This window comes from Robertmurraya dakarensis (assembly GCF_900156875.1).
Classification (GTDB): domain Bacteria; phylum Bacillota; class Bacilli; order Bacillales; family Cytobacillaceae; genus Robertmurraya; species Robertmurraya dakarensis.
In genome coordinates this window covers 2,151,313-2,172,644 of record NZ_LT707409.1, presented here as the reverse complement: position 1 = coordinate 2,172,644, position 21,332 = coordinate 2,151,313, and the positions used below count along the sequence as shown (strand labels likewise).

20 protein-coding genes are annotated in these 21,332 nt (G+C 40.1%); 17 read left to right on the top strand and 3 right to left on the bottom strand.

Going from position 1 to position 21,332, the window contains the following annotated elements; all coding sequences use genetic code 11:
- Window positions 1-106: 106 nt before the first annotated feature.
- Window positions 107-907: a sporulation transcription factor Spo0A gene (gene spo0A / locus CZ487_RS19325; protein ID WP_077213921.1), complete on the top strand. Its 801-nt coding sequence runs from the start codon at window positions 107-109 to the stop codon at window positions 905-907.
- Between the two features lie 88 nt (window positions 908-995).
- On the opposite strand, the gene CZ487_RS19320 is transcribed toward spo0A, so the two are convergent.
- Window positions 996-1,142 carry a YycC family protein gene (locus tag CZ487_RS19320; RefSeq protein ID WP_077213920.1) on the bottom strand — a complete coding sequence of 49 codons (147 nt, stop codon included), beginning with the start codon at window positions 1,140-1,142 and terminating at the stop codon, window positions 996-998.
- Between the two features lie 40 nt (window positions 1,143-1,182).
- Here CZ487_RS19320 and CZ487_RS19315 point away from each other — a divergent pair, with 40 nt between their 5' ends.
- On the top strand, window positions 1,183-1,914 hold the full coding sequence (locus CZ487_RS19315) for a glycerophosphodiester phosphodiesterase (protein WP_077213919.1): 732 nt from the start codon (window positions 1,183-1,185) through the stop codon (window positions 1,912-1,914).
- A gap of 30 nt (window positions 1,915-1,944) precedes the next feature.
- Here the strand turns inward: CZ487_RS19315 and CZ487_RS19310 are convergent, their stop codons facing one another.
- On the bottom strand, window positions 1,945-2,199 hold the full coding sequence (locus CZ487_RS19310) for a DUF2627 domain-containing protein (RefSeq protein WP_077213918.1): 255 nt from the start codon (window positions 2,197-2,199) through the stop codon (window positions 1,945-1,947).
- A 203-nt stretch (window positions 2,200-2,402) separates the two neighbouring features.
- Between CZ487_RS19310 and CZ487_RS19305 the strand changes: the two genes are divergently transcribed.
- The 14 genes from CZ487_RS19305 to CZ487_RS19240 all read left to right on the top strand — a co-directional run bounded on the left by CZ487_RS19305 (window position 2,403) and on the right by CZ487_RS19240 (window position 20,614).
- Window positions 2,403-4,481 (top strand): sigma 54-interacting transcriptional regulator, encoded by a 2,079-nt coding sequence (locus CZ487_RS19305; protein WP_077213917.1) that lies wholly within the window; start codon window positions 2,403-2,405, stop codon window positions 4,479-4,481.
- A 123-nt stretch (window positions 4,482-4,604) separates the two neighbouring features.
- A complete protein-coding gene (yqiS, locus tag CZ487_RS19300) occupies window positions 4,605-5,513 on the top strand; it encodes a phosphate butyryltransferase (protein WP_077213916.1) in 909 nt (302 codons plus the stop codon).
- A gap of 27 nt (window positions 5,514-5,540) precedes the next feature.
- Window positions 5,541-6,635: a branched-chain amino acid dehydrogenase gene (gene bcd, locus CZ487_RS19295; protein WP_077213915.1), complete on the top strand. Its 1,095-nt coding sequence runs from the start codon at window positions 5,541-5,543 to the stop codon at window positions 6,633-6,635.
- Window positions 6,636-6,848: 213 nt separating this feature from the next.
- Window positions 6,849-8,006 carry a butyrate kinase gene (gene buk / locus CZ487_RS19290; protein ID WP_419865730.1) on the top strand — a complete coding sequence of 386 codons (1,158 nt, stop codon included), beginning with the start codon at window positions 6,849-6,851 and terminating at the stop codon, window positions 8,004-8,006.
- Window positions 7,985-9,412, top strand: coding sequence for a dihydrolipoyl dehydrogenase (lpdA, locus tag CZ487_RS19285; protein ID WP_077213913.1), 1,428 nt, complete (start codon window positions 7,985-7,987; stop codon window positions 9,410-9,412). Before buk ends, lpdA begins: the two co-directional genes overlap by 22 nt.
- Window positions 9,413-9,461: 49 nt before the next feature.
- The gene (locus CZ487_RS19280) at window positions 9,462-10,457 is read left to right on the top strand and encodes a thiamine pyrophosphate-dependent dehydrogenase E1 component subunit alpha (RefSeq protein ID WP_084783335.1); all 996 of its coding nucleotides are present in this window, start codon (window positions 9,462-9,464) and stop codon (window positions 10,455-10,457) included.
- A gap of 12 nt (window positions 10,458-10,469) precedes the next feature.
- Window positions 10,470-11,453 carry an alpha-ketoacid dehydrogenase subunit beta gene (locus CZ487_RS19275; protein ID WP_077213912.1) on the top strand — a complete coding sequence of 328 codons (984 nt, stop codon included), beginning with the start codon at window positions 10,470-10,472 and terminating at the stop codon, window positions 11,451-11,453.
- 51 nt (window positions 11,454-11,504) lie between these two features.
- Window positions 11,505-12,797, top strand: coding sequence for a dihydrolipoamide acetyltransferase family protein (locus tag CZ487_RS19270; RefSeq protein ID WP_077213911.1), 1,293 nt, complete (start codon window positions 11,505-11,507; stop codon window positions 12,795-12,797).
- A 309-nt stretch (window positions 12,798-13,106) separates the two neighbouring features.
- Window positions 13,107-14,969 (top strand): methylmalonyl-CoA mutase subunit beta, encoded by a 1,863-nt coding sequence (locus CZ487_RS19265; protein WP_077215391.1) that lies wholly within the window; start codon window positions 13,107-13,109, stop codon window positions 14,967-14,969.
- Window positions 14,962-17,151 (top strand): methylmalonyl-CoA mutase, encoded by a 2,190-nt coding sequence (gene scpA, locus CZ487_RS19260; protein ID WP_077213910.1) that lies wholly within the window; start codon window positions 14,962-14,964, stop codon window positions 17,149-17,151. The genes CZ487_RS19265 and scpA overlap by 8 nt, the downstream gene beginning before the upstream one ends.
- A 1-nt stretch (window position 17,152) precedes the next feature.
- Window positions 17,153-18,289: a methylmalonyl Co-A mutase-associated GTPase MeaB gene (gene meaB, locus CZ487_RS19255; RefSeq protein WP_077213909.1), complete on the top strand. Its 1,137-nt coding sequence runs from the start codon at window positions 17,153-17,155 to the stop codon at window positions 18,287-18,289.
- Between the two features lie 205 nt (window positions 18,290-18,494).
- Complete coding sequence (locus CZ487_RS19250) at window positions 18,495-18,932, top strand: BrxA/BrxB family bacilliredoxin (RefSeq protein ID WP_077213908.1); 438 nt, start codon at window positions 18,495-18,497, stop codon at window positions 18,930-18,932.
- Between the two features lie 129 nt (window positions 18,933-19,061).
- Complete coding sequence (locus CZ487_RS19245; RefSeq protein WP_077213907.1) at window positions 19,062-20,060, top strand: aromatic acid exporter family protein; 999 nt, start codon at window positions 19,062-19,064, stop codon at window positions 20,058-20,060.
- 26 nt (window positions 20,061-20,086) lie between these two features.
- The gene (locus CZ487_RS19240) at window positions 20,087-20,614 is read left to right on the top strand and encodes a L,D-transpeptidase (protein ID WP_077213906.1); all 528 of its coding nucleotides are present in this window, start codon (window positions 20,087-20,089) and stop codon (window positions 20,612-20,614) included.
- Window positions 20,615-20,670: 56 nt separating this feature from the next.
- Here CZ487_RS19240 and prli42 read toward each other — a convergent pair whose 3' ends face one another.
- Entirely contained in the window at window positions 20,671-20,766 is a 96-nt protein-coding gene (prli42, locus tag CZ487_RS26775) for a stressosome-associated protein Prli42 (RefSeq protein WP_154676053.1), read from the bottom strand.
- Window positions 20,767-20,916: 150 nt separating this feature from the next.
- Between prli42 and mce the strand changes: the two genes are divergently transcribed.
- Window positions 20,917-21,330 carry a methylmalonyl-CoA epimerase gene (mce, locus tag CZ487_RS19235; protein ID WP_077213905.1) on the top strand — a complete coding sequence of 138 codons (414 nt, stop codon included), beginning with the start codon at window positions 20,917-20,919 and terminating at the stop codon, window positions 21,328-21,330.
- Window positions 21,331-21,332: the final 2 nt, after the last annotated feature.

Sequence of the window (21,332 nt, the reverse complement as noted above, 5' to 3'; positions counted from 1 at the left end):
CTAAAAAAAGAAAAGGATTTTCTGTGGAGATGTCGAAATCATTATTAGAATAAATATATATATTGACAAAGAGACACGAGAAATCGGACCGAGGAGGAAATAATTAGTGAAAAAGATAAAAGTTTGCATTGTGGATGACAATCGAGAACTTGTTGGCCTTTTAGAGGATTATATATCAGCTCAAGAGGATATGGAAGTTGTTGGAGTAGCACATAATGGTCAAGAATGCCTGAATTTATTAGAAAGCACAGATCCAGATGTTCTTGTTTTAGATATTATTATGCCGCATTTAGATGGGCTGGCTGTCCTAGAAAGAGTTCGTGACATAAAGAAAAATTCTTTTCCAAACGTTATCATGTTAACCGCATTTGGACAGGAGGATGTTACTAAAAAAGCTGTAGAATTAGGCGCATCTTACTTTATTTTAAAACCGTTCGACTTAGAAAACTTAGGCAACCATATACGCCAAGTAAGCGGACAAACGAATTCAGTACTTAGAAAATCTTCTCCACTTACATCTTCGGTGAACCGTCAACAGTCAGAATCGAAACCGAAGAATCTTGATGCGAGTATAACAAGTATTATTCATGAAATCGGTGTTCCTGCTCATATAAAAGGTTACCTATATTTACGAGAGGCGATTTCCATGGTTTACAACGATATTGAACTGCTCGGCTCGATCACAAAAGTTCTTTATCCTGATATCGCGAAAAAATACAACACAACTGCAAGCCGTGTTGAACGGGCGATTCGTCATGCTATTGAAGTTGCATGGAGCCGCGGCAACATCGATTCGATTTCATCTTTATTTGGTTATACTGTATCGATGTCCAAAGCAAAACCAACGAACTCTGAGTTTATCGCCATGGTTGCGGATAAACTTCGTTTAGAGCATAAAGCTTCTTGAAAGAGTTAGAAGTCAACGGATATTTAAAAGGCGCCTAGGGCGCCTTTTTGGATTTTATTGGAATTCGGAACAAAATGGATTAATGTCCTTATTCTTCACTCTTATTTTCTTTTTCTAATTGCGCTAGTTTCTGAATAAGTATATGCTGTGGCATATGCATGATTTGTTCGATCGGAACTTTAAGTTTTTCGGCTAATTTTATGGCCGTTTCAGCGGAAATTTGTAATGGTTTCAAGTTGGTTCCCCCGTTCATTTTTAAAAAGGATGTGGTCGTGTTGACAATGATATTTGCCCATCGAGGCTATTCTGCTTCTTATCCGGAAAACACGATGAAGGCCTTCAAAGAGGCAGAAAAGACTGGCTGTGATGGGATTGAGCTTGATGTTCAGCTGACGAAAGACGGTGAAGTCGTCGTAATTCATGATGAGAAGGTTGACCGTACAACTAATGGATCAGGCTATGTTAAAGATTTTACCTTTAAAGAGATACGAAAGCTAGATGCAAGTTACCAACATAAAATGCTTTTTAAAAAAGAACTGATTCCTTCGCTGAGGGAAGTATTAGAATGGATGAAGTCAAATCAACTCATCTGTAATATCGAATTAAAAAATGGCATTATTCCTTATGAGGGTATGGAGGAAAAAGTAATTAGTTTAATTAGGGAATATGAGATGTCTAACAGAGTCGTTATCTCATCCTTTAACCATTATAGCATTGTTTACTGCTATCGCATTGCACCTGAAATTGAAACGGCTCCTCTCCTTGCAGAGGGGCTTTATATGCCTTGGGTGTATGCGCAATCCATCCGAGCAAAGGCCATTCATCCGAAGCATCTTGCAGCTTCCAATGAGTTAATTGTCTCAGCTATGGAAAATGGAATAGCAGTTCGTCCGTACACGGTCAATAAAGAATCTGATATGAAAAGATTACTTGATGTAGGCTGTACAGCTTTTATCACGGATGATCCAGTAAGAGCACTGAGAGTAAAGAAACAGGTAAAAAAATAAAATGCTTGGAGGGTTATCCTTCCAAGCATTTTATTTTTCATTATTGTCCACGCGGAAACGGGCCTGAACTTTATTTTTCTTTCGATCCCGGTAAAAAATGAACCCAGCGATGAAAGCTAGTCCAGCTAAAAACAAAATCAGGCCAATAAGAAATTGAAGCCATAATAAAGAGGTTGTAAATGGAGCATTGGTAATTCCAAATGCCATATCCCTCATTAGTTTTATGCCATAAGCTGCAAATACTCCCGGAATCACTAATATCAGTAGCGCAACTATTCGTATCATGATTGAAATCCTCTCTTTTTGGATCTTAGTTAAATTATATCATGACAATTGTAGAAGTGTTTGTCTAATTATTCATAGAGAAAAGTTAATCTATTCTGTAAATTTGTCATGGCGTACCAAGAAGGTTACTATATTTTATATGTATGAAAAAAATTGCAGAGGTTGAAAAAGTTTTCGTGAACATAGAAAGGAGGACCTATCATATGGAGACAGTGATGATCGTGGGTGCTGGAAAAGGTGGTACAGCCATTCTAAAAATCTTAAAAGAAAGTGATGTTCTAGATGTTAAGGTTGTTATCGATATTAACAAAGAAGCCCCCGGAATTTTTCTCGCTAAACAATATGGAATTATTACAGGAACGGATTGGCAAGCCTACTTAAATGATGACATTGACATTGTTATTGAAGTGACAGGACAAGAGGATGTATTTAAAGAAATTCGCCAAGCAAGGGGAAAGGATACGGTCATAATCCCTGGGAGTGTTGCTTATTTAGTAGCGAGTTTGATGAGGGAAAAAGAAGAGTTAATATCAAAATTTCAAAATGAAACAAACAAATTTGACCTTATCTTTAATTCGACTGATGATGGGATGATTGTCATCGATGAGATAGGTCATATTATTTTGCTGAATTCCAGTGCTGCTAAGATGATTGGGATTAAAAAGGAAGAAGTGCTTCGAAAGCATGTCCTAGAAGTCATTCCAACTAGCCAGCTTACAAGAGTACTCGAAACTAGGAGGCCCGAAGCGAACCAGGAGCAAATTTTGCCCAATGGATTCAAAATCATTACGACACGCATTCCAATTATAGATGAAAATAACACAATAATTGGTGCGTTTGCTGTTTTTAAAGATATAACAGAGGTCGTCAGGCTGGCAGAAGAAATAACGAACTTAAAAGAAATTCAAACGATGCTTCAAGCCGTTATTCAATCAAGTGATGATGCAATTTCGGTAGTGGATGAGTCAGGGAAGGGAATTATTATTAATCCAGCCTACACGAGGTTGACGGGATTAACTGAGGAGGATGTAATTGGCCAGCCAGCAACAGCGGATATCTCTGAAGGAGACAGTATGCATATGCAAGTGCTTAAAACGAGAAGAGCTGTACGGGGCGTCGCGATGCGAGTCGGGCCAAATAAAAAAGAAGTAATTGTGAATGTTGCACCTGTGATTGTAAATGGAAAGCTTAAGGGAAGTGTAGGAGTTATCCATGATATGTCCGAAATAAAAAGTCTAAATCGAGAGCTAAGCAGAGCAAGACAAATAATTCGAAATTTAGAAGCGAAGTATACTTTTGACGATATTATTGGACAATCAGAAGAAATGAAGCTTTCAATAGAACAAGCAAAATTAGGAGCGAAAACGCCGGCAACAGTTTTGTTGAGAGGGGAGTCAGGAACAGGCAAGGAGCTCTTTGCTCATGCCATTCATAACGCTAGCGATCGCAAATATAACAAATTTATTAGAGTAAATTGTGCAGCGATTTCTGAGAACTTATTGGAAAGTGAGCTTTTTGGCTATGAAGAAGGAGCGTTCTCAGGAGCAAAACGCGGGGGAAAAAGAGGTTTATTTGAAGAAGCAAACAATGGCAGTATCTTTTTAGATGAGATTGGTGAATTAACACCCAATACACAAGCGAAACTATTGAGGGTGCTGCAAGAACATGAAATAACAAGAGTGGGTGGAACAAAACCAATCTCAATCAATGTTCGAGTGATTGCGGCTACAAATGTTAATCTAGAAAAAGGCATTGTAACTGGGAGCTTCAGGGAGGATTTGTATTATCGGCTGAATAGAATGCCTATTCATATTCCACCGCTTCGGAACAGGAAGGAAGACATACCAGTTTTATCGGAAAGACTGATTCACAAAATTAACCAAGATTATGGACGGAATGTTGAAGGAGTTAGTGCTGCTGCCATACAGAAACTCATGGAATACAACTGGCCTGGTAATGTACGTGAATTAGAAAATGTATTGGGAAGAGCGATGATTTTTATGAACTTTCATGAAAATGAAATAGACGTTGTTCATCTCCCAGATTTAATGATGGAACCTGATGAACCAATTGTAATGGGAGGCATAAGTAAATGGAAGGAAGGAGAAAGCTTAAATAAACTTCTTGAACAGTATGAAAGAATGATTATCGTGGAAACATTAGTAAAAAAGAATGGAAATAAGACAGCAACTGCAAAATCATTAGGCTTGTCAGTAAGAAATCTATATTACAAGCTTGAAAAGCATAATATTGAAAATGATGGCACGCAATATTCTTCATAGTATGAAGAATATTGCACAGTGTGTTCATTAATTAAAGCGCTTTCAAAGGAGTTTCCGCTGTGGCATGGTTCTTGCATAACAAAATACAGAGGATGTAGCTGCAACTGCATAGGAGTGAGATAGATGTTATTACATTCACTAGTTAATAGGGCGGCACATTATAACAAGCAAACGATAGCTATTGCAGCAGCAGACGAGAAAGATATACTCGAGACGGTCTCGCTAGCATTGGAACATAACTTAGCTAAGTTTCAGTTATTTGGTGATCAAGAAAAAATCTTTGAAATCATACATGATTTATTTCCTAAACTTATGAACAACGACAGTGTAAAGGTTGTTCATGCACCTGAAAAAGAAATCGCAGCAGAACTAGCTGTTGGGGCCGTAAGCAGGAATGAAGCAACGATTTTAATGAAAGGTCATATTCCTACAGCGATGATATTAAAAGCTGTTTTAAATAAAGAGTACGGCCTAAGGAAGGATAGAAGGACCCTTTCTCATGTAGCAGTTTTTGAAATCCCTGAATATGACCGGTTTATTATTCTGACAGATGCTGGAATGCATATCGCCCCAAGCCTGGAAGATAAGGTCGAAATTATTACCAATGCTGTTGAGGTGGCTAGGTCTATTGGGATTGAACAGCCTTTAGTAGCACCTATTGCAGCGGTAGAGGTTATAAACCCGGCGATGGCGGCTACTATCGATGCGGCACTTTTATCTCAAATGAATAATAGGGGACAAATTAAGAACTGTGTAGTGGACGGACCGCTGGCGCTCGATAATGCGATTTCCTCAATTGCTGCAGAGCAAAAGGGAATAAAAAGCATGGTTGCCGGTAAAGCTGATATTTTGTTAATGCCCTCCATAGAAGTAGGAAATGTCTTGTATAAATCGTTGATTTACTTTGCGCAGTCAAAGGTGGGTGGAATGATTGCTGGGGCGCGTGCACCAATTGTGTTAACTTCACGGTCAGATAGTGCAGAAAGTAAATTATATTCACTTGGGCTTGCTATTTGCACAGCGCAACAATAAATATCATCAAATTAGGAGAGAGTCTGAATGCAAATCTTCGATTACATGAAAAAATATGATTATGAACAATTGATTTTTTGCCAGGATAAGGAATCTGGATTAAAAGGGATTATAGCGATCCATGATACGACATTAGGTCCTGCATTGGGCGGGACGAGAATGTGGACATATGATTCTGAGGAAGCTGCGATAGAGGATGCTCTGAGGCTTGCGAGAGGGATGACGTATAAGAATGCGGCGGCAGGTTTAAATCTCGGTGGAGGAAAGACTGTCTTGATCGGCGATCCGTCCAAGGACAAAAATGAGGAAATGTTCCGCGCTTTTGGGCGATATATTCAAGGTTTAAATGGACGATATATTACGGCTGAGGATGTTGGAACAACAGTTGCAGATATGGATATTATTCATGAAGAAACAGATTATGTAACAGGTATTTCCCCTGCTTTTGGTTCTTCAGGAAATCCCTCTCCTGTTACCGCATATGGAGTTTACCGCGGGATGAAAGCAGCTGCAAAGGATGCTTTTGGTTCAGACTCACTTGAAGGCAAAGTCATTGCTGTTCAAGGGGTTGGAAATGTTGCTTATAATTTGTGCAAACATCTGCATGAAGAAGGCGCGAAATTAATTGTTACGGATATTAATAAAAAGGCTGTTGCGAAAGCTGTAGAGCAGTTTGGAGCAAAGGCGGTAGAGCCTCATGAAATATATAGCTCTTCATGTGATATTTTTGCGCCCTGCGCTTTAGGTGCTGTCATCAATGATGAAAGTATCAAGCAAATAAAAGCAAAGGTGATTGCAGGTGCTGCTAATAACCAGCTGAAAGATCAACGTCATGGAGATATGATTCATGAATTGGGAATCGTATATGCACCTGATTATGTGATAAACGCCGGGGGTGTCATCAATGTTGCTGACGAGCTGTATGGGTATAATCGTGAACGGGCTATGAAAAGGGTTGAAGGAATTTATGATAATATTTCAAAAGTGATTGAAATAGCGAAAAGAGATAAAATTCCAACCTATAAAGCGGCGGATCGGATGGCAGAGGAACGAATTGAAAAAATGCGTCGATCTCGCAGTCAATTTTTGCAAAATGGCCACCATATCTTAAGTCGAAGATAGTTTGGATAGGGCATGTCTAACCTTACAATGCCTGCAAAATATGACATTTATCATATTCCTTTAATGATAATCGTGCATGGATTTTTATAAAAGGATCAATTAGTCTATAGGAGGGTTTAGTACCTATTCCTAATAGTTTATATAAATTTAGTTATTTTACTGAAATAAACTTAAATGAATGGCGTTAGACACAGTAGCTGGAAGCATCTAGTAATGGGAGGGTTATACACATTGCAGGAAACAAATTATCGAATTCTTGTCATTAATCCAGGCTCGACTTCAACCAAAATAGCGATTTATGATAATGATCTCCCTGTATTAGAGAAAACAATCCGGCATAATTTTGAAACCCTTGCTGAATTTGCCCATATAATAGATCAATACCATTACCGTAAACAAATTATCTTAGAGTCACTTGATAATGAGGGATTTAATCTATCCAAGCTTGATGCTGTTTGCGGGCGTGGTGGTCTATTAAGACCGATTGAAGGAGGAACCTATCGGGTGAATCCTGAAATGCTGGCTGACTTACGATCGGGATATGGAGGAGAGCATGCATCGAATTTAGGGGGGATTATTGCCTATGAAATTGCAGATGGGTTAAACATCCCTGCATATATAGTTGATCCGGTTGTAGTAGATGAGATGGACTCGATTGCGCGAATTTCAGGTTCCTCTTTAATTCAAAGAAAAAGTATTTTTCATGCTTTAAACCAGAAGGCGGCAGCTAAGCGGGTGGCAAAACAACTTGGAAAAAAATATGAAGAGTTAAATTTAATTGTTTCACATATGGGCGGGGGCATTACAGTCGGTGCTCACCGAAAAGGAAAAGTAGTAGACGTTAATAACGGATTGAATGGAGAAGGACCCTTTAGTCCTGAAAGGGCTGGTACAGTCCCGGCAGGAGATTTAATTTCCCTCTGCTATTCTGGTGAATTTTTTCGAGAAGAGATCATCAAGCAGCTTGTAGGACGGGGAGGGCTTGTTAGTTATTTGGGAACAAATGATGCGATTGCTGTGGAAAATATGATTGCGAATGGAGACGAAAACGCTCGGTTAGTCTATTCTGCAATGGCTTATCAGGTTGCGAAGGAAATTGGTGCTGCCAGTGCGGTTCTTGCAGGAAGAGTCGATGGCATCATCTTAACGGGCGGTCTAGCTCATGGAAAGGAACTCGTTGAGCAAATTAGTGATAGGATCAATTGGATCGCAGATGTAATCGTACAGCCTGGTGAAAATGAGCTTCAAGCACTAGCAGAAGGTGCAATAAGGGTTTTGAGAGGAGAAGAATTAGAAAAGACATATCCGAGTGATTTCGTGCAAGTAATGGAAAAAGGAGGGGATCAAACATGGCAAAGGAGTACGATTTAGTTATTCTTGGAGGCGGCACAGGCGGTTATGTAGCTGCCATACGCGCATCGCAACTGGGCTTGAAAACAGCCATAGTTGAAAAAGCAAAGCTTGGGGGAACCTGCTTGCATAAAGGCTGCATTCCGAGCAAGGCCCTTTTAAGAAGCGCGGAAGTTTTTGCATTGACGAAACGCAGCAATGAGTTTGGGATAGAAACTTCCAATGTGACTTTAAATTTTCCAAAGGTGCAAGAAAGAAAAAATAAAATCATCGATCAACTTTATAAAGGGGTACAGCATTTAATGAAGCAGGGGAAAATCGATGTTTATGAAGGAATCGGACGAATACTTGGACCGTCCATATTTTCTCCGATGCCAGGAACGATTTCAGTTGAGATGAATAACGGGGATGAAAATGAAATGCTCATCCCAAAGAACGTTATACTTGCAACCGGATCGCGCCCTCGCACCTTAGCAAACTTAAATATCGATGGTGAAACGGTCTTGACATCAGATGAAGCATTACAGATGAATGAAGTTCCTAAATCAATCGTCATCATTGGCGGAGGCGTTATAGGAGTGGAATGGGCATCGATGCTGGCGGACTTTGGAACGGACGTAACAGTCTTAGAATTTGCAGATCGGCTGGTACCTACAGAAGACCATGAAGTTTCGAAGGAATTACTGAGACTGTTCAAAAAGAGAAAAATAAAAGTGGTAACGAATGCGAAAGTACTGCCGGAAACACTGGATAAAGCTGCGGAAGGTGTCAAGGTTTCTGCAGATGTAAAGGGGGAGCTTAAGGAATTTCAAGCTGAAAAAATTCTTGTTTCGGTTGGCCGGAATGCCAATGTTGAGGGAATTGGCCTGGAAAATACGGATATCGTGGTTGAAAAAGGTGTCATCGTCACAAATGAATACTATCAAACAAAGGAATCTCATATTTACGCAATTGGTGATTGTATTGGCGGCCCTCAATTAGCACATGCCGCTTCACATGAAGGCATCCGTGCAGTGGAACATATCGCTGGTGAAAACCCAGTTCCAATCGATTATAGTTTAGTACCAAGATGTATCTATAGCAGGCCCGAGATAGCTAGTATCGGCTATACGGAGGAAGAAGCAAAGAATATGGGTTATCGTGTGAAGGCAGGAAAATTTGCTTTCCGTGCAATTGGCAAGGCGTTAGTAGCTGGCGATGCGGACGGGTTTGTGAAAGTAATTGCAAATGAGGAAAATGATGATATTTTAGGAGTTCATATGATTGGCCCTCATGTCACGGATCTTATTTCTGAGGCAGGGTTAGCTCGGGTATTAGATGCAACACCATGGGAAATCACACAATCAATACACCCGCACCCAACTTTATCAGAGGCCATTGGCGAAGCGGCGTTGGCTGTAGATGGGAAGGCACTACATGGAAGTTAAGAAGAGTATCCTCTAAGAGAGCCTATATTTGATTACGGGAGTGAAAAAAATGGCTGAAAACCGTCATTCTGCATTAGGTTTAAATGATGAACAGATATTAGAAATGTATAAAACGATGTTGCTGGCCCGTCGTATTGATGAACGGATGTGGCTTCTAAACCGTTCGGGAAAAATCCCGTTTGTCATTTCTTGTCAAGGGCAAGAGGCAGCACAGGTTGGTGCTTCGTTTGCGTTAAATCGTGAACAAGATTACGTTCTTCCCTATTACCGAGATGTTGGGGTTGTTTTAACCTTCGGCATGACAGCAAAGGATTTAATGCTTTCCGCTTTCGCTAAGTCCGAAGACCCAAGTTCGGGCGGCCGTCAAATGCCGGGACATTTTGGACAAAAGAAGAATCGGATTGTTACAGGGTCATCCCCAGTTACGACTCAAGTCCCCCATGCGGTAGGGATTGCATTAGCTGGGAAGATGGAAGGGAAAGATTTAGTTACCTTCGTGACATTTGGAGAAGGATCATCCAATCAGGGTGATTTCCACGAAGGAGCAAACTTTGCTGGAGTTCATAAGCTCCCCGTTATTTTTATGTGTGAAAATAACAAATATGCTATTTCTGTACCGATTGAAAAACAATTATCATGTGAACGTGTATCAGATCGAGCAATCGGATATGGGATGCCTGGGGTAACGGTAGACGGGAATGACCCGCTAGAGGTATACAAAGCCGTGAAAGAAGCAGCAGACCGAGGCCGCCGTGGTGAGGGTCCTACTCTAATCGAAACCGTTTCCTACCGACTAACCCCCCACTCATCAGATGATGATGATCGCAGTTACCGTGCGCCAGATGAAGTGGCGGAAGCAAAAACGAAGGATCCAATCATTACATTTGGCGCTTACTTGAAAGAAGCGGGCATTATGGATGATAAATTGGAAAAAGAAATTAATGATGAAGTGATGAATATTGTAAATGAAGCGACAGAGTATGCGGAAAATGCTCCATATGCTCCACCAGAATATGCGATGAAGCATGTTTATGCTGAACAGTAAGGGGGAAGAACAATGGCTGTAATTTCTTATATCGATGCCGTAACAATGGCAATTCGTGAAGAAATGGAAAGAGATTCAAAAGTATTTGTTCTTGGAGAGGATGTGGGAAGAAAAGGAGGGGTCTTTAAAGCGACTCAAGGTTTATATGAGCAATTCGGAGAACAAAGAGTTATTGATACGCCTCTTGCAGAATCTGCCATCGCGGGTGTTGGAATTGGGGCTGCGTTATACGGTATGCGTCCAATAGCAGAAATGCAGTTTGCTGATTTTATCATGCCGGCCGTAAACCAAATTATTTCAGAAGCAGCTAGGATTCGCTATCGTTCCAATAATGATTGGAATTGTCCAATCGTGATTCGGGCCCCATATGGAGGGGGAGTTCACGGTGCACTATATCATTCCCAATCTGTTGAGGCTGTATTTGCCAATCAGCCAGGTTTGAAGATTGTCATGCCTTCCACTCCTTATGACGTGAAGGGGCTTTTGAAAGCGGCGATTCGAGATGACGACCCGGTCTTGTTTTTCGAGCATAAACGCGCATATCGATTGATAAAAGGAGAAGTCCCTAATGATGACTATGTGCTGCCTATTGGCAAGGCCGATGTAAAGAGAAAAGGAGAAGATATCACGGTCATTACTTATGGCCTTTGTGTACATTTTGCCCTGCAAGCTGCTGAAAAATTAGCGGCTGATGGAATTTCTGCACATATTTTGGATTTAAGAACGGTCTATCCATTAGATAAGGAAGCAATTATAGAGGCAGCTGCCAAAACGGGGAAAGTACTGCTTATCACGGAGGATAACAAAGAAGGGAGCATTATGAGTGAAGTTTCAGCAATCATTGCTGAACATTGTTTGTTTGAATTAGATGCTCCAATTCAGAGGTTAGCAGGTCCAGATATACCAGCGATGCCGTATGCGCCGACGATGGAAAAGTTTTTTATGGTCAATCCTGAAAAGGTTGAACAGGCAATGAGAGAATTGGCCGAATTTTGAGGAATAGAGGAATTGTTCTAGTCTAAGCGGATAGGAAAAAGGAGGGATAAGATGTCCATACAGCAAATAACAATGCCTCAGTTAGGTGAAAGTGTAACAGAGGGAACGATCAGTAAATGGCTTGTCAAACCGGGTGATAAGGTAAATAAATATGACCCTCTTGCGGAAGTAATGACAGATAAGGTAAATGCGGAGATTCCTTCTTCTTTTACGGGCATCATAAAGGAATTAATTGCTGAAGAAGGCGATACACTTGAGGTTGGAGAAATTATTTGCAGCATTGAAGCAGAGGAGAGCGGGGCGGAACTCTCTGACCGTGATCCAGAGCAGATCTCTCAGGAAAAGAAAACACCAACAAATGAAAAAAGTGAAGATCAAAATCAATCCAATAAAACCAGGTATTCTCCTGCGGTTTTAAAGCTGTCCCAAGAGCATGGAATTGACCTGAAACAAGTAAATGGCACGGGCGCCGGCGGCAGAATCACGAGGAAAGATTTGCTGAGTATAATTGAGAGTGGCGATATTCCTAAAGAGCATGCTGCAAACGAAAGAGTAGTAAGGGAACAAAAGGAAACGGTTAAGAATGAAGGAATTGGCGCTGAAAAACCAAGACCAACAGCACCTCAAGTTTCGGTTGTTGCAGGTGATATCGAAATCCCTGTTACAGGTATACGAAAAGCCATAGCAGGAAATATGCTTAGAAGTAAGCAGGAAATTCCACATGCATGGACTATGGTGGAGGTAGACGTTACTGAATTGGTGGAGTACCGGAACTCTCTAAAGGAAGAGTTTAAGACTAAAGAAGGGTTTAACCTTACATTCTTTGCCTTTTTTGTAAAAGCAGTCGCACAGGCACTGAAAGAGTTTCCTCAATTAAATTCTATTTGGGCGGGCGACAAAATTATACAGAAAAAAGACATTAATCTATCCATAGCCGTCGCAACGGAAGAGGCTTTATTTGTTCCGGTCATTAAGATGGCGGATGAAAAAACGATAAAAGGAATAGCACGGGAAATATCTGAACTGGCTGCCAAAACTCGCAATGGTACATTAAGGTCAGAAGATATGCAAGGAGGCACCTTTACGGTTAATAACACAGGTGCGTTCGGTTCTGTTCAATCAATGGGCATCATTAATTATCCACAAGCTGCTATTTTGCAGGTTGAATCTATTGTGAAGCGTCCTGTTGTGATGAATAATGGAATGATTGCCGTTCGTGATATGGTAAACCTTTGCTTATCCCTCGATCATCGTATTTTAGACGGCCTCGTATGCGGACGTTTTCTACAGCGTCTAAAAGAGATCCTCGAGTCGACATCGAAAGAAAATACATCAATCTATTAGTAAATATCAAGTTGAAAAATCAATAAGGGAAAATATATGAATTCCGTTGCGAAGGCAGCGGTTTTTTTATACTTAAAAAAAGTTTAGCTTCTCAAAAGGATTGAAGTGTAAGAAAAGATATCTGTTAGTCATTAGCGGCGGTAAATCATCGTGTTTTTCTAATATTGTTTGTTTCTCTCATTGCTAGATTATTAATCGTATATTAAAATAAAGATGGTACATAAAGAATTTTGAATTTTAATATAATTCACCTTATTTACTATAAGGAAGGGAGGAATGCTGTTTTTTTTCATAAACAGCAGCTGCGCAATGAGTATGAACGAGATGTTAAATACCACATTTCCTGTATTAACTAATCAGGATTGGGAGAAGAAAGCTGAAGAATCACTTAAAGGAAAACCAGTCAGCACGCTAGCTAATGATACCTATGAGAAGATCAAGTTGAAACCGCTTTACTCCAAAGAGGATCAACAGCTCGTAAATTTATCACAATACCCTGGACAGCAAGATTTTAGAAGAGGTCTTAATGCGCTTGGATACATTGGAAATGACTGGAGAGTCAGCCAAACGCTATCAGCGCAATCTGGAGAAGAATTAAAGCAGTCGCTGCTAACTTCACTTGAAAAGGGACAAACAGCTATTTCATTCGAGGTGAAAGAGTCGGTAGTCTCGGAGATTGCTGCTCTTGAGGAACTGCATGCTAAATATCCGTATAGCTTAAATGCTAAAAAACTTCAAGCAGACATTTTAGACCAATTATCACAGTTTTCGGCGGCTAATGAAGGGTCCGGTTATATAGGGAATGACCCGATTGCAGTGCTCATAGAAAATGGATCTGAAAATGATAGCATTGAAGAAGACTATAATGAATTATCTCGCTGTGTAGAAAAAGCTAGTCAAACTCTACCAGAAATTAAGACAATTCTAGTGAATACCATTCCTTACCATAATGGCGGAGCTAATGCAGTTCAAGAATTGGCCATTGCCATTAGTACAGGAGTCACGCATATCGAGGAGCTGCTAGAAAGAGGTCTATCGCTTGAAACGATCCTTTCAAAACTAGTTTTTCAGTTCGCAGTAGGTGCAAACTTTTTTATGGAAGTTGCAAAATTAAGAGCTGCAAGAATACTATGGTCTAAAATTACGGAAGCGTATGGAGCAGATGTGACAAATCAAGGAATGGTCATTTCGGCGGTAACATCAAGTTTCACAAAAACCGTCTATGATCCATATGTGAATATGCTTCGTGCTGGGAATGAAGCCTTTGCTGCTGTTCTTGGCGGCGTTCAATATTTGCATGTTAGTCCTTTTAATGAGCCAGAAGGGCAGGCTTCAGCGTTTTCAAATAGAATTGCACGAAATACACAGCTGATTTTAAAAGAAGAAGCACATTTAACGAAAACAGCCGATCCTGCTGGCGGTTCCTGGTATGTTGAAAAATTAACAGATGAACTTACTGAACAGAGCTGGAACCTCTTCCTAGACATTGAAGAAAAGGGCGGGTTCATTCAAGCTTTAAAACAAGGCTATATTCAGGAGCAAATTGAAGAAATAAGAGTTCAGCGAGCAGAAGCTGTCAATACAAGAAAACAAACTGTTGTAGGAACGAACAAATATGCTAATCCAGCAGACGAGCCTCTTAACGTTTCTTTAAAACAAGCAGAACAGAAGAATGAAAAAACATGGGCGATTAAACCTATTCGCAGTACGAGACTTTCCGAGTCTTATGAGGCGTTGAGAACTCAAGCGAATGCACTAAAAGAAAGCGGGAAAACACCTTCTGTCGGTCTGCTAACTTTAGGCAGTCTTAAAGACCATAAAGCTCGTACTGACTTTATGACAGGATTTTTAACTCCTGGCGGGGTTGAGTCTGTTTTAAGCAAAGAGATTCATTCTTTTGATGATGCATCAGCATTTATAAGTGAAAGTGGACTAAAGCATTTCTTTATTTGCGGTTCTAACGATCAATATCAAGAGGCAGGACCCAAATTTGTTGGGCAAATAAAAGAGAAGTATCCGAATATTCATCTTTATTTGGCTGGGTTGCCGGCTAAAGATGAGCAGGAGGATTGGCGTAACAATGGAGTAGAAGACTTTATCCATGTACGCAGTAATTGTTATGAAATCCTATCTTCTCTACTAAATGCAATGGAGGTGGGAGCAGATGAATAAGCCGAATTTTAAAAACATCTCTCTATTTTCTGAAAAAACAAGATCTGAAGAAGATTGGAAACAAAAAGCAGCAGAAGAAGTAACTCAAAACATTGATGATCTACTTTTTGAAACAAATGAACAAATACAAGTAAAACCTTTGTATACAGAAGAGGACAGGAAGGATTTGGAGCAATTAGGCCACCTACCCGGTCTTCCTCCTTTTACGAGAGGTCCGTACCCAACCATGTATGTAAATCGTCCATGGACAGTTCGCCAATATGCTGGTTTCTCAACGGCAGAAGAGAGTAATGCCTTCTATCGCAGAAATTTAGCAATGGGGCAGAAAGGGTTATCTGTCGCATTTGATTTAGCGACACACCGCGGTTATGACTCTGATCACCCAAGGGTGGTTGGGGATGTCGGAAAGGCTGGAGTTGCCATTGATTCAGTTCTAGACATGAAAACATTATTTGATGGCATCCCGCTTGATCAAATGTCCGTTTCGATGACAATGAATGGTGCTGTCCTTCCAGTAATGGCATTTTATATCGTAACAGCTGAAGAGCAGGGTGTTTCACAAGAAAAGCTTTCAGGCACGATTCAAAATGATATTTTAAAGGAATATATGGTTCGTAATACATATATTTATCCGCCAGAAATGTCAATGAAAATTATTGCCGACATTTTTGAATATACGTCCAAATATATGCCAAAATTCAATAGCATCAGTATATCTGGTTATCATATGCAGGAAGCTGGAGCGCCAGCAGATATTGAATTAGCTTATACATTAGCGGACGGTTTGGAATATGTTCGAACAGGTTTAAAAGCTGGTATTAATATTGATTCTTTTGCGCCAAGATTATCTTTCTTCTGGGCAATCGGAATGAATTATTTTATGGAAGTTGCCAAAATGCGTGCAGCACGCCTCATTTGGGCAAAAATGATGAAGACTTTTGATCCGAAAAATGAAAAATCAATGGCGCTCAGAACGCACTCGCAAACATCCGGCTGGAGTTTAACAGAGCAGGATCCGTTCAATAACGTTGTAAGAACATTGATTGAAGCACATGCAGCGGCAATGGGACACACACAATCTCTTCATACAAATGCATTGGATGAAGCGATTGCCCTCCCGACTGATTTCTCTGCACGAATTGCACGTAACACACAATTATATTTACAAGAAGAATCAGGGATAACGAATGTGATCGACCCATGGGCTGGTTCTTACTATGTAGAAGCTCTTACAGATCAGCTAGTACAACGTGCATGGGAGCATATTGAAGAAATCGAGAACCTGGGCGGTATGGCAAAGGCTATTGAAACTGGTCTTCCAAAGATGCGGATTGAAGAGGCAGCTGCAAAACGCCAGGCTCAAATTGATTCTGGAAAAGAAACGATTATCGGTGTGAATAAATATCGACTTGATAAAGAAGATCCAATCGATATTCTGGATATCGACAACACCGCTGTCCGCCTGCGCCAGATTGAGAAGCTTCAGGAATTAAAGGCCAACCGTGATGAGGACAAAGTTAAAGAAACCCTTGAAGCGATTACAAAGGCTGCCGAAACAGGAGAAGGAAACCTGCTCCAGCTTGCTGTTAATGCTGCTAGGGTAAGAGCCACTCTAGGTGAAATCTCCGCTGCAATTGAAAAAGTAGCGAATCGCCATAAAGCTGTCATCCGTTCAATTAGCGGAGTATATAGCACTGCATTCTCCAATGAAGAAGAAATCGCAGAAGTAAAGAAGATGACCGACGAATTCTTAGAAAATGAAGGCCGTCGTCCAAGGATCTTAATTGCCAAAATGGGTCAGGATGGACATGACCGCGGGGCGAAGGTCATAGCAACTGCCTTTGCTGACTTAGGATTTGATGTAGATATCGGCCCATTGTTCCAAACTCCAGAAGAAACGGCTCTTCAGGCTGTTGAAAATGATGTTCATGTGATCGGTATGAGTTCATTAGCAGCCGGCCATAAAACGCTGCTTCCTCAATTAATAGAGGAATTAAAGAAGCTTGGCCGTGAAGATATCCTGGTTGTTGCTGGCGGTGTTATCCCTGCTCAGGATTATCAGTATTTATATGACAAAGGAGCTGCAGCCATTTTTGGTCCGGGAACCGTTATTCCTGTGGCGGCGCAAAAGGTTGTTCGTTCCATTTATGAACGTCTTGGTTATGTGGAAGTAGCTGATTAAAATGACAAAGGATAAAAGACCAGAATGGACCGATCCAAGTCAACTGGAGAACTTTTCGACCTTAGTTCGTAAAGGGGTTGAGCTTCAATCTGATCAAACATTTGATAAGAATAAAGTGCGGTTTCAAAAGAAGGCTGGTTCAGGACCTTCGATTGACGAATTGTATACAGGTGTTCTTCAAGGTGATCGATCCATTTTAGCTCGATCGATTACCTTAATTGAAAGCAATGCAGAACAGCATTTCAGAAAAGCGCAGGAGCTGCTCCAAAAGCTGCTCCCGCATTCTGGTAAATCCATTCGAATTGGAATTACCGGTGTTCCAGGTGCAGGGAAAAGTTCATTTATTGAGGCGTTTGGTACATACCTTTGTGAACAAGGCTTAAAAGTCGCTGTTCTTGCCGTTGATCCAAGTTCCTCTTTAAGTGGGGGCAGCATACTGGGTGATAAGACAAGAATGGAGCAGCTTTCTAGAAATCCTCGTGCCTTTATTCGTCCTTCTCCTTCTGGAGGTAAGTTGGGCGGAGTTCATCGGAAAACGAGAGAAACGATGCTTCTATGTGAAGCGGCCGGATTCGATGTTATTCTCATTGAAACAGTCGGTGTTGGTCAAAGTGAAGTTATTGTCAGGGATATGGTTGATTTCTTCATGCTTCTTGTTTTAACAGGAGCTGGCGACGAGCTGCAGGGGATGAAAAAGGGCATTATGGAGCTAGCAGACGGGGTCTTTGTTAATAAAGCGGATGGAGAAAATAAGAGAAACGCAGAAAAGACAAAGGCAGAATATAATCGGATTCTTCATTTCCTTCAACCAGCTACAAAAGGATGGCAAACAAAAGCTTATACATGTTCAGCTCTAACTCTAGAGGGAATTGACCATGTGTGGGAAGTTATTAAATCCTTTGAAGAAGGTACGAAAGGTACTGGAATATTCGATGAGAGAAGAAGAAGGCAAACAAAAGAATGGATGACGTCCATGATTATCGACCAGCTGCAAGTTAACTTTTTCCATCATCCTGTTGTCAAGGAACAACTGCCAAAATATGAGAATGAAGTAATTGCTGGAGGGAGAACGGTAACATCCGCTGTTGAACTTCTCTTTCAGCAATACTATCAATCAAAACAAACGGAGCTCCCATAAAAAGGGAGCTCTTTTTTGGAGAAAAAAAAGCTATCGTCAAAATTGACGATAGAGAGATAAAAGGAGTAATACGGGATAGAAACTTGCTATGTTACTTCTATACCCGGCTGGAACAATATTAAACCTTTCAGTTAATTTAATTTGAAAACCATGTTCAACTATTGATATTATGTACTTAGACTTATATAAAGGGAGCGATTTAAAGATGAGCATGGATTTTAATTTATTCATGAATGATGTTGTCCGCCAAGCTCGCCGAGAGATTGTGGCTGCTGGATATAAAGAGTTAACAACGCAAGAAGAAGTAGATGAAGCAATAAATCAAAAGGGTACCACACTAGTAATGGTGAATTCTGTTTGCGGTTGTGCGGGAGGAATTGCTCGGCCTGCAGCTGCTCATTCACTACATTATGATAAACTGCCTAATCAGCTAGTGACGGTGTTTGCTGGTCAAGATAAAGAGGCAACAGAAAAAGCGCGTTCATATTTCACAGGATATCCGCCATCCTCACCATCATTTGCGCTTTTAAAAGATGGAAAGATTTGTACAATGATTGAAAGACATGATATTGAAGGTCATGAACCAATGGCTGTTGTTCAAAAACTACAGCAGGCATTTGATCAATATTGTGATGAAGTTTAAACAATAAGAAATTTGCCAGTCAAAGATACTTGCTAAAAAATAAATATAAAGTATATTCTTAAAAGAGATGATCGCCTTCTGATCATCTTTTTGTTTTTATTACTTAATGAAAGTAACTTAGGTGATGACATGAAAAAGTTTACAATCGGTTATCGTACCGTAAAGACAGCATTGGGAACAACAATCGCTATTTTACTGGCTCTGTATGCTGGTTTAGACAATTACGTTTCTGCAGGTATTTTGACGATTCTTTGTATAAAAGTTACAAAAAAGAAATCAATCAGGGCTTCTTGGGATCGAATTCTTGCATGCCTCATTGGAATAGTATTTTCTGTTCTATTTTTTGAAGGACTAACTTATCATCCGATCATCATCGGATTGCTGCTGATCTTTTTTATACCCTCAGCCGTGATGGTAAAAGCACAGGAGGGGATCGTTTCAAGTACTGTTATTATTTTACATATTTATTCTGCTGGAAAGTTCAGCCTTGAGCTTTTGTGGAACGAATTAGGCATTATCTTTATTGGAGTCGGCGTGGCTCTGATCATGAATTTATACATGCCAAGCCTTGAAAACAGACTGCTGACCTATCAGCAGCAAATTGAGGATAACTTTAGGAGAATACTAAATGAAATCGTGATTTACTTGAGAACAAGTGATAATAGTTGGGATGGAAAAGAGCTTACTGAAACAGCAAAGTTAATTGAAGAAGCAAAGACCTTAGCATTCCGTGACGTGGAAAACCACTTTCTGCGAAATGAAAACCTTCACTATCATTATTTTAAAATGAGAGAGAAGCAGTTTGAAGTCATTGAACGTGTTTTACAACTTGTCGCATCTTTGCCTGTGACAGTAATCCAAAGTAAAATGATTGCGATTTTTATTGAAGAGCTGTCTGACTATGTAAGTCCAGGTGAAGTGCCAATAAACTTTCTTGACAGCTTGTTGGAAATGAGACAAGTCTTTGAAAGCATGCCGCTTCCGAAGACAAGGGAGGAATTTGAAGTTCGTGCTTCACTATTACAGTTAACAAAGGAAATTGAATTATACTTGGTATTAAAAAAATCTTTTAAGAACCTGAAAAAAGAACAGAAGCAGTATAAAAAGGGCAGAGCAGAATTAAACTAGTTGAAAACAAGGTGGTTCGATTCTAAATGGTCAAGCTCATTTCAGCATTTATGCTGCTTTTTTCTTTATCACCAGTATGGCCCCTAGGTCAGAACCCGCTGCCCGGTGACCCATTGCTTATTGTGAATAAAACAACGAATGAACTGGCTTTCATCCATGATAACCAAGTTGAGACAGTTGTAAAAGTTGCGACTGGCAAGGAATATCATTTAACCCCTGAAGGTTTATTTACGATTACGGTCAAAGCAAAGAATCCCTATTACCGAAAGAAGGATATACCTGGAGGAGACCCGGAAAACCCACTAGGCACAAGATGGATTGGATTTAATGCTGATGGAACAGACGGGAGAATTTATGGACTCCATGGTACAAACAACCCGTCCTCAATTGGCAAATATATTTCACAAGGCTGTATAAGAATGCAAAATGATGCAGTTGAATCATTATTTGAAAAAATCCCCATTGGAACAAGGATTTTGGTGACCTCCTCACCCAAGGATTTTGAGAGTCTGGGCAAGCAATATGGTGCAATTAAATCCACAGAAAAAACCTGAATAGAAATATTCAGGTTTTTTAATGTTGGGATATGACATAGAGGATGATATCAGGATTAAATGAACATTGAAAGTCCAATTAACAGAGTGGAAGCCAACATAGCAAAAATCATTAAATAAACGATTATTTTCCTAGCCTTTTTATTATTCATCTATTTTTACCTCCTATTTCAAACAACTCTCTCTTATTTTACTAGGTTCAGGAAAAATCAACAACCGTTCGATTTTGGAAGGAATTTCGACAATTTTATCGAATATTAAAAGATGATAAAAAATTTCAACACGCGGTAAGGGGGACAATCATGATCAAAAAAGTAGATCATATTGGGATTGCAGTTAAATCACTAGAAGAAACATTACCTTTTTATACAGAGGTATTAAATTTAAAGTATCTAGGAACAGAAGTGGTTGAAAGCCAAAAAGTTAAAGTCGCTTTTTTAAAAGCAGGGGAGACAAAAATAGAATTACTAGAACCTACTACTGAAGAAAGTACGATTGCGAAATTTATAGAAAAGCGCGGAGAAGGCATCCATCATATGGCCTTAGCGGTAGACGATATTCAAGAGCGAATCAATGAAATAAAAACAAAAGGCATCAGAATGATAGATGATGAAGCTAGAATCGGTGCTGCTGGTGCCGAGGTTGCTTTCATGCACCCGAAGTCTACTGGAAGTGTATTAGTTGAATTATGTGAGAAAAAAGAAAAGGGAGAGTAAAG

What these genes read in the sequence shown, in the direction of transcription:
- buk (WP_419865730.1), top strand. Translation starts at nt 6,849, where the DNA reads ATGGGAGGGTTATACACATTGCAGGAAACAAATTATCGAATTCTTGTC.
- meaB (WP_077213909.1), top strand. Translation starts at nt 17,153, where the DNA reads ATGACAAAGGATAAAAGACCAGAATGGACCGATCCAAGTCAACTGGAG.
- scpA (WP_077213910.1), top strand. Translation starts at nt 14,962, where the DNA reads ATGAATAAGCCGAATTTTAAAAACATCTCTCTATTTTCTGAAAAAACA.
- CZ487_RS19250 (WP_077213908.1), top strand. Translation starts at nt 18,495, where the DNA reads ATGAGCATGGATTTTAATTTATTCATGAATGATGTTGTCCGCCAAGCT.
- prli42 (WP_154676053.1), bottom strand. Translation starts at nt 20,766, where the DNA reads ATGAATAATAAAAAGGCTAGGAAAATAATCGTTTATTTAATGATTTTT.
- CZ487_RS19240 (WP_077213906.1), top strand. Translation starts at nt 20,087, where the DNA reads ATGGTCAAGCTCATTTCAGCATTTATGCTGCTTTTTTCTTTATCACCA.
- CZ487_RS19270 (WP_077213911.1), top strand. Translation starts at nt 11,505, where the DNA reads ATGTCCATACAGCAAATAACAATGCCTCAGTTAGGTGAAAGTGTAACA.
- CZ487_RS19280 (WP_084783335.1), top strand. Translation starts at nt 9,462, where the DNA reads ATGGCTGAAAACCGTCATTCTGCATTAGGTTTAAATGATGAACAGATA.
- CZ487_RS19265 (WP_077215391.1), top strand. Translation starts at nt 13,107, where the DNA reads ATGAGTATGAACGAGATGTTAAATACCACATTTCCTGTATTAACTAAT.
- lpdA (WP_077213913.1), top strand. Translation starts at nt 7,985, where the DNA reads ATGGCAAAGGAGTACGATTTAGTTATTCTTGGAGGCGGCACAGGCGGT.
- CZ487_RS19275 (WP_077213912.1), top strand. Translation starts at nt 10,470, where the DNA reads ATGGCTGTAATTTCTTATATCGATGCCGTAACAATGGCAATTCGTGAA.
- CZ487_RS19305 (WP_077213917.1), top strand. Translation starts at nt 2,403, where the DNA reads ATGGAGACAGTGATGATCGTGGGTGCTGGAAAAGGTGGTACAGCCATT.
- bcd (WP_077213915.1), top strand. Translation starts at nt 5,541, where the DNA reads ATGCAAATCTTCGATTACATGAAAAAATATGATTATGAACAATTGATT.
- CZ487_RS19310 (WP_077213918.1), bottom strand. Translation starts at nt 2,199, where the DNA reads ATGATACGAATAGTTGCGCTACTGATATTAGTGATTCCGGGAGTATTT.
- yqiS (WP_077213916.1), top strand. Translation starts at nt 4,605, where the DNA reads ATGTTATTACATTCACTAGTTAATAGGGCGGCACATTATAACAAGCAA.
- CZ487_RS19245 (WP_077213907.1), top strand. Translation starts at nt 19,062, where the DNA reads ATGAAAAAGTTTACAATCGGTTATCGTACCGTAAAGACAGCATTGGGA.
- mce (WP_077213905.1), top strand. Translation starts at nt 20,917, where the DNA reads ATGATCAAAAAAGTAGATCATATTGGGATTGCAGTTAAATCACTAGAA.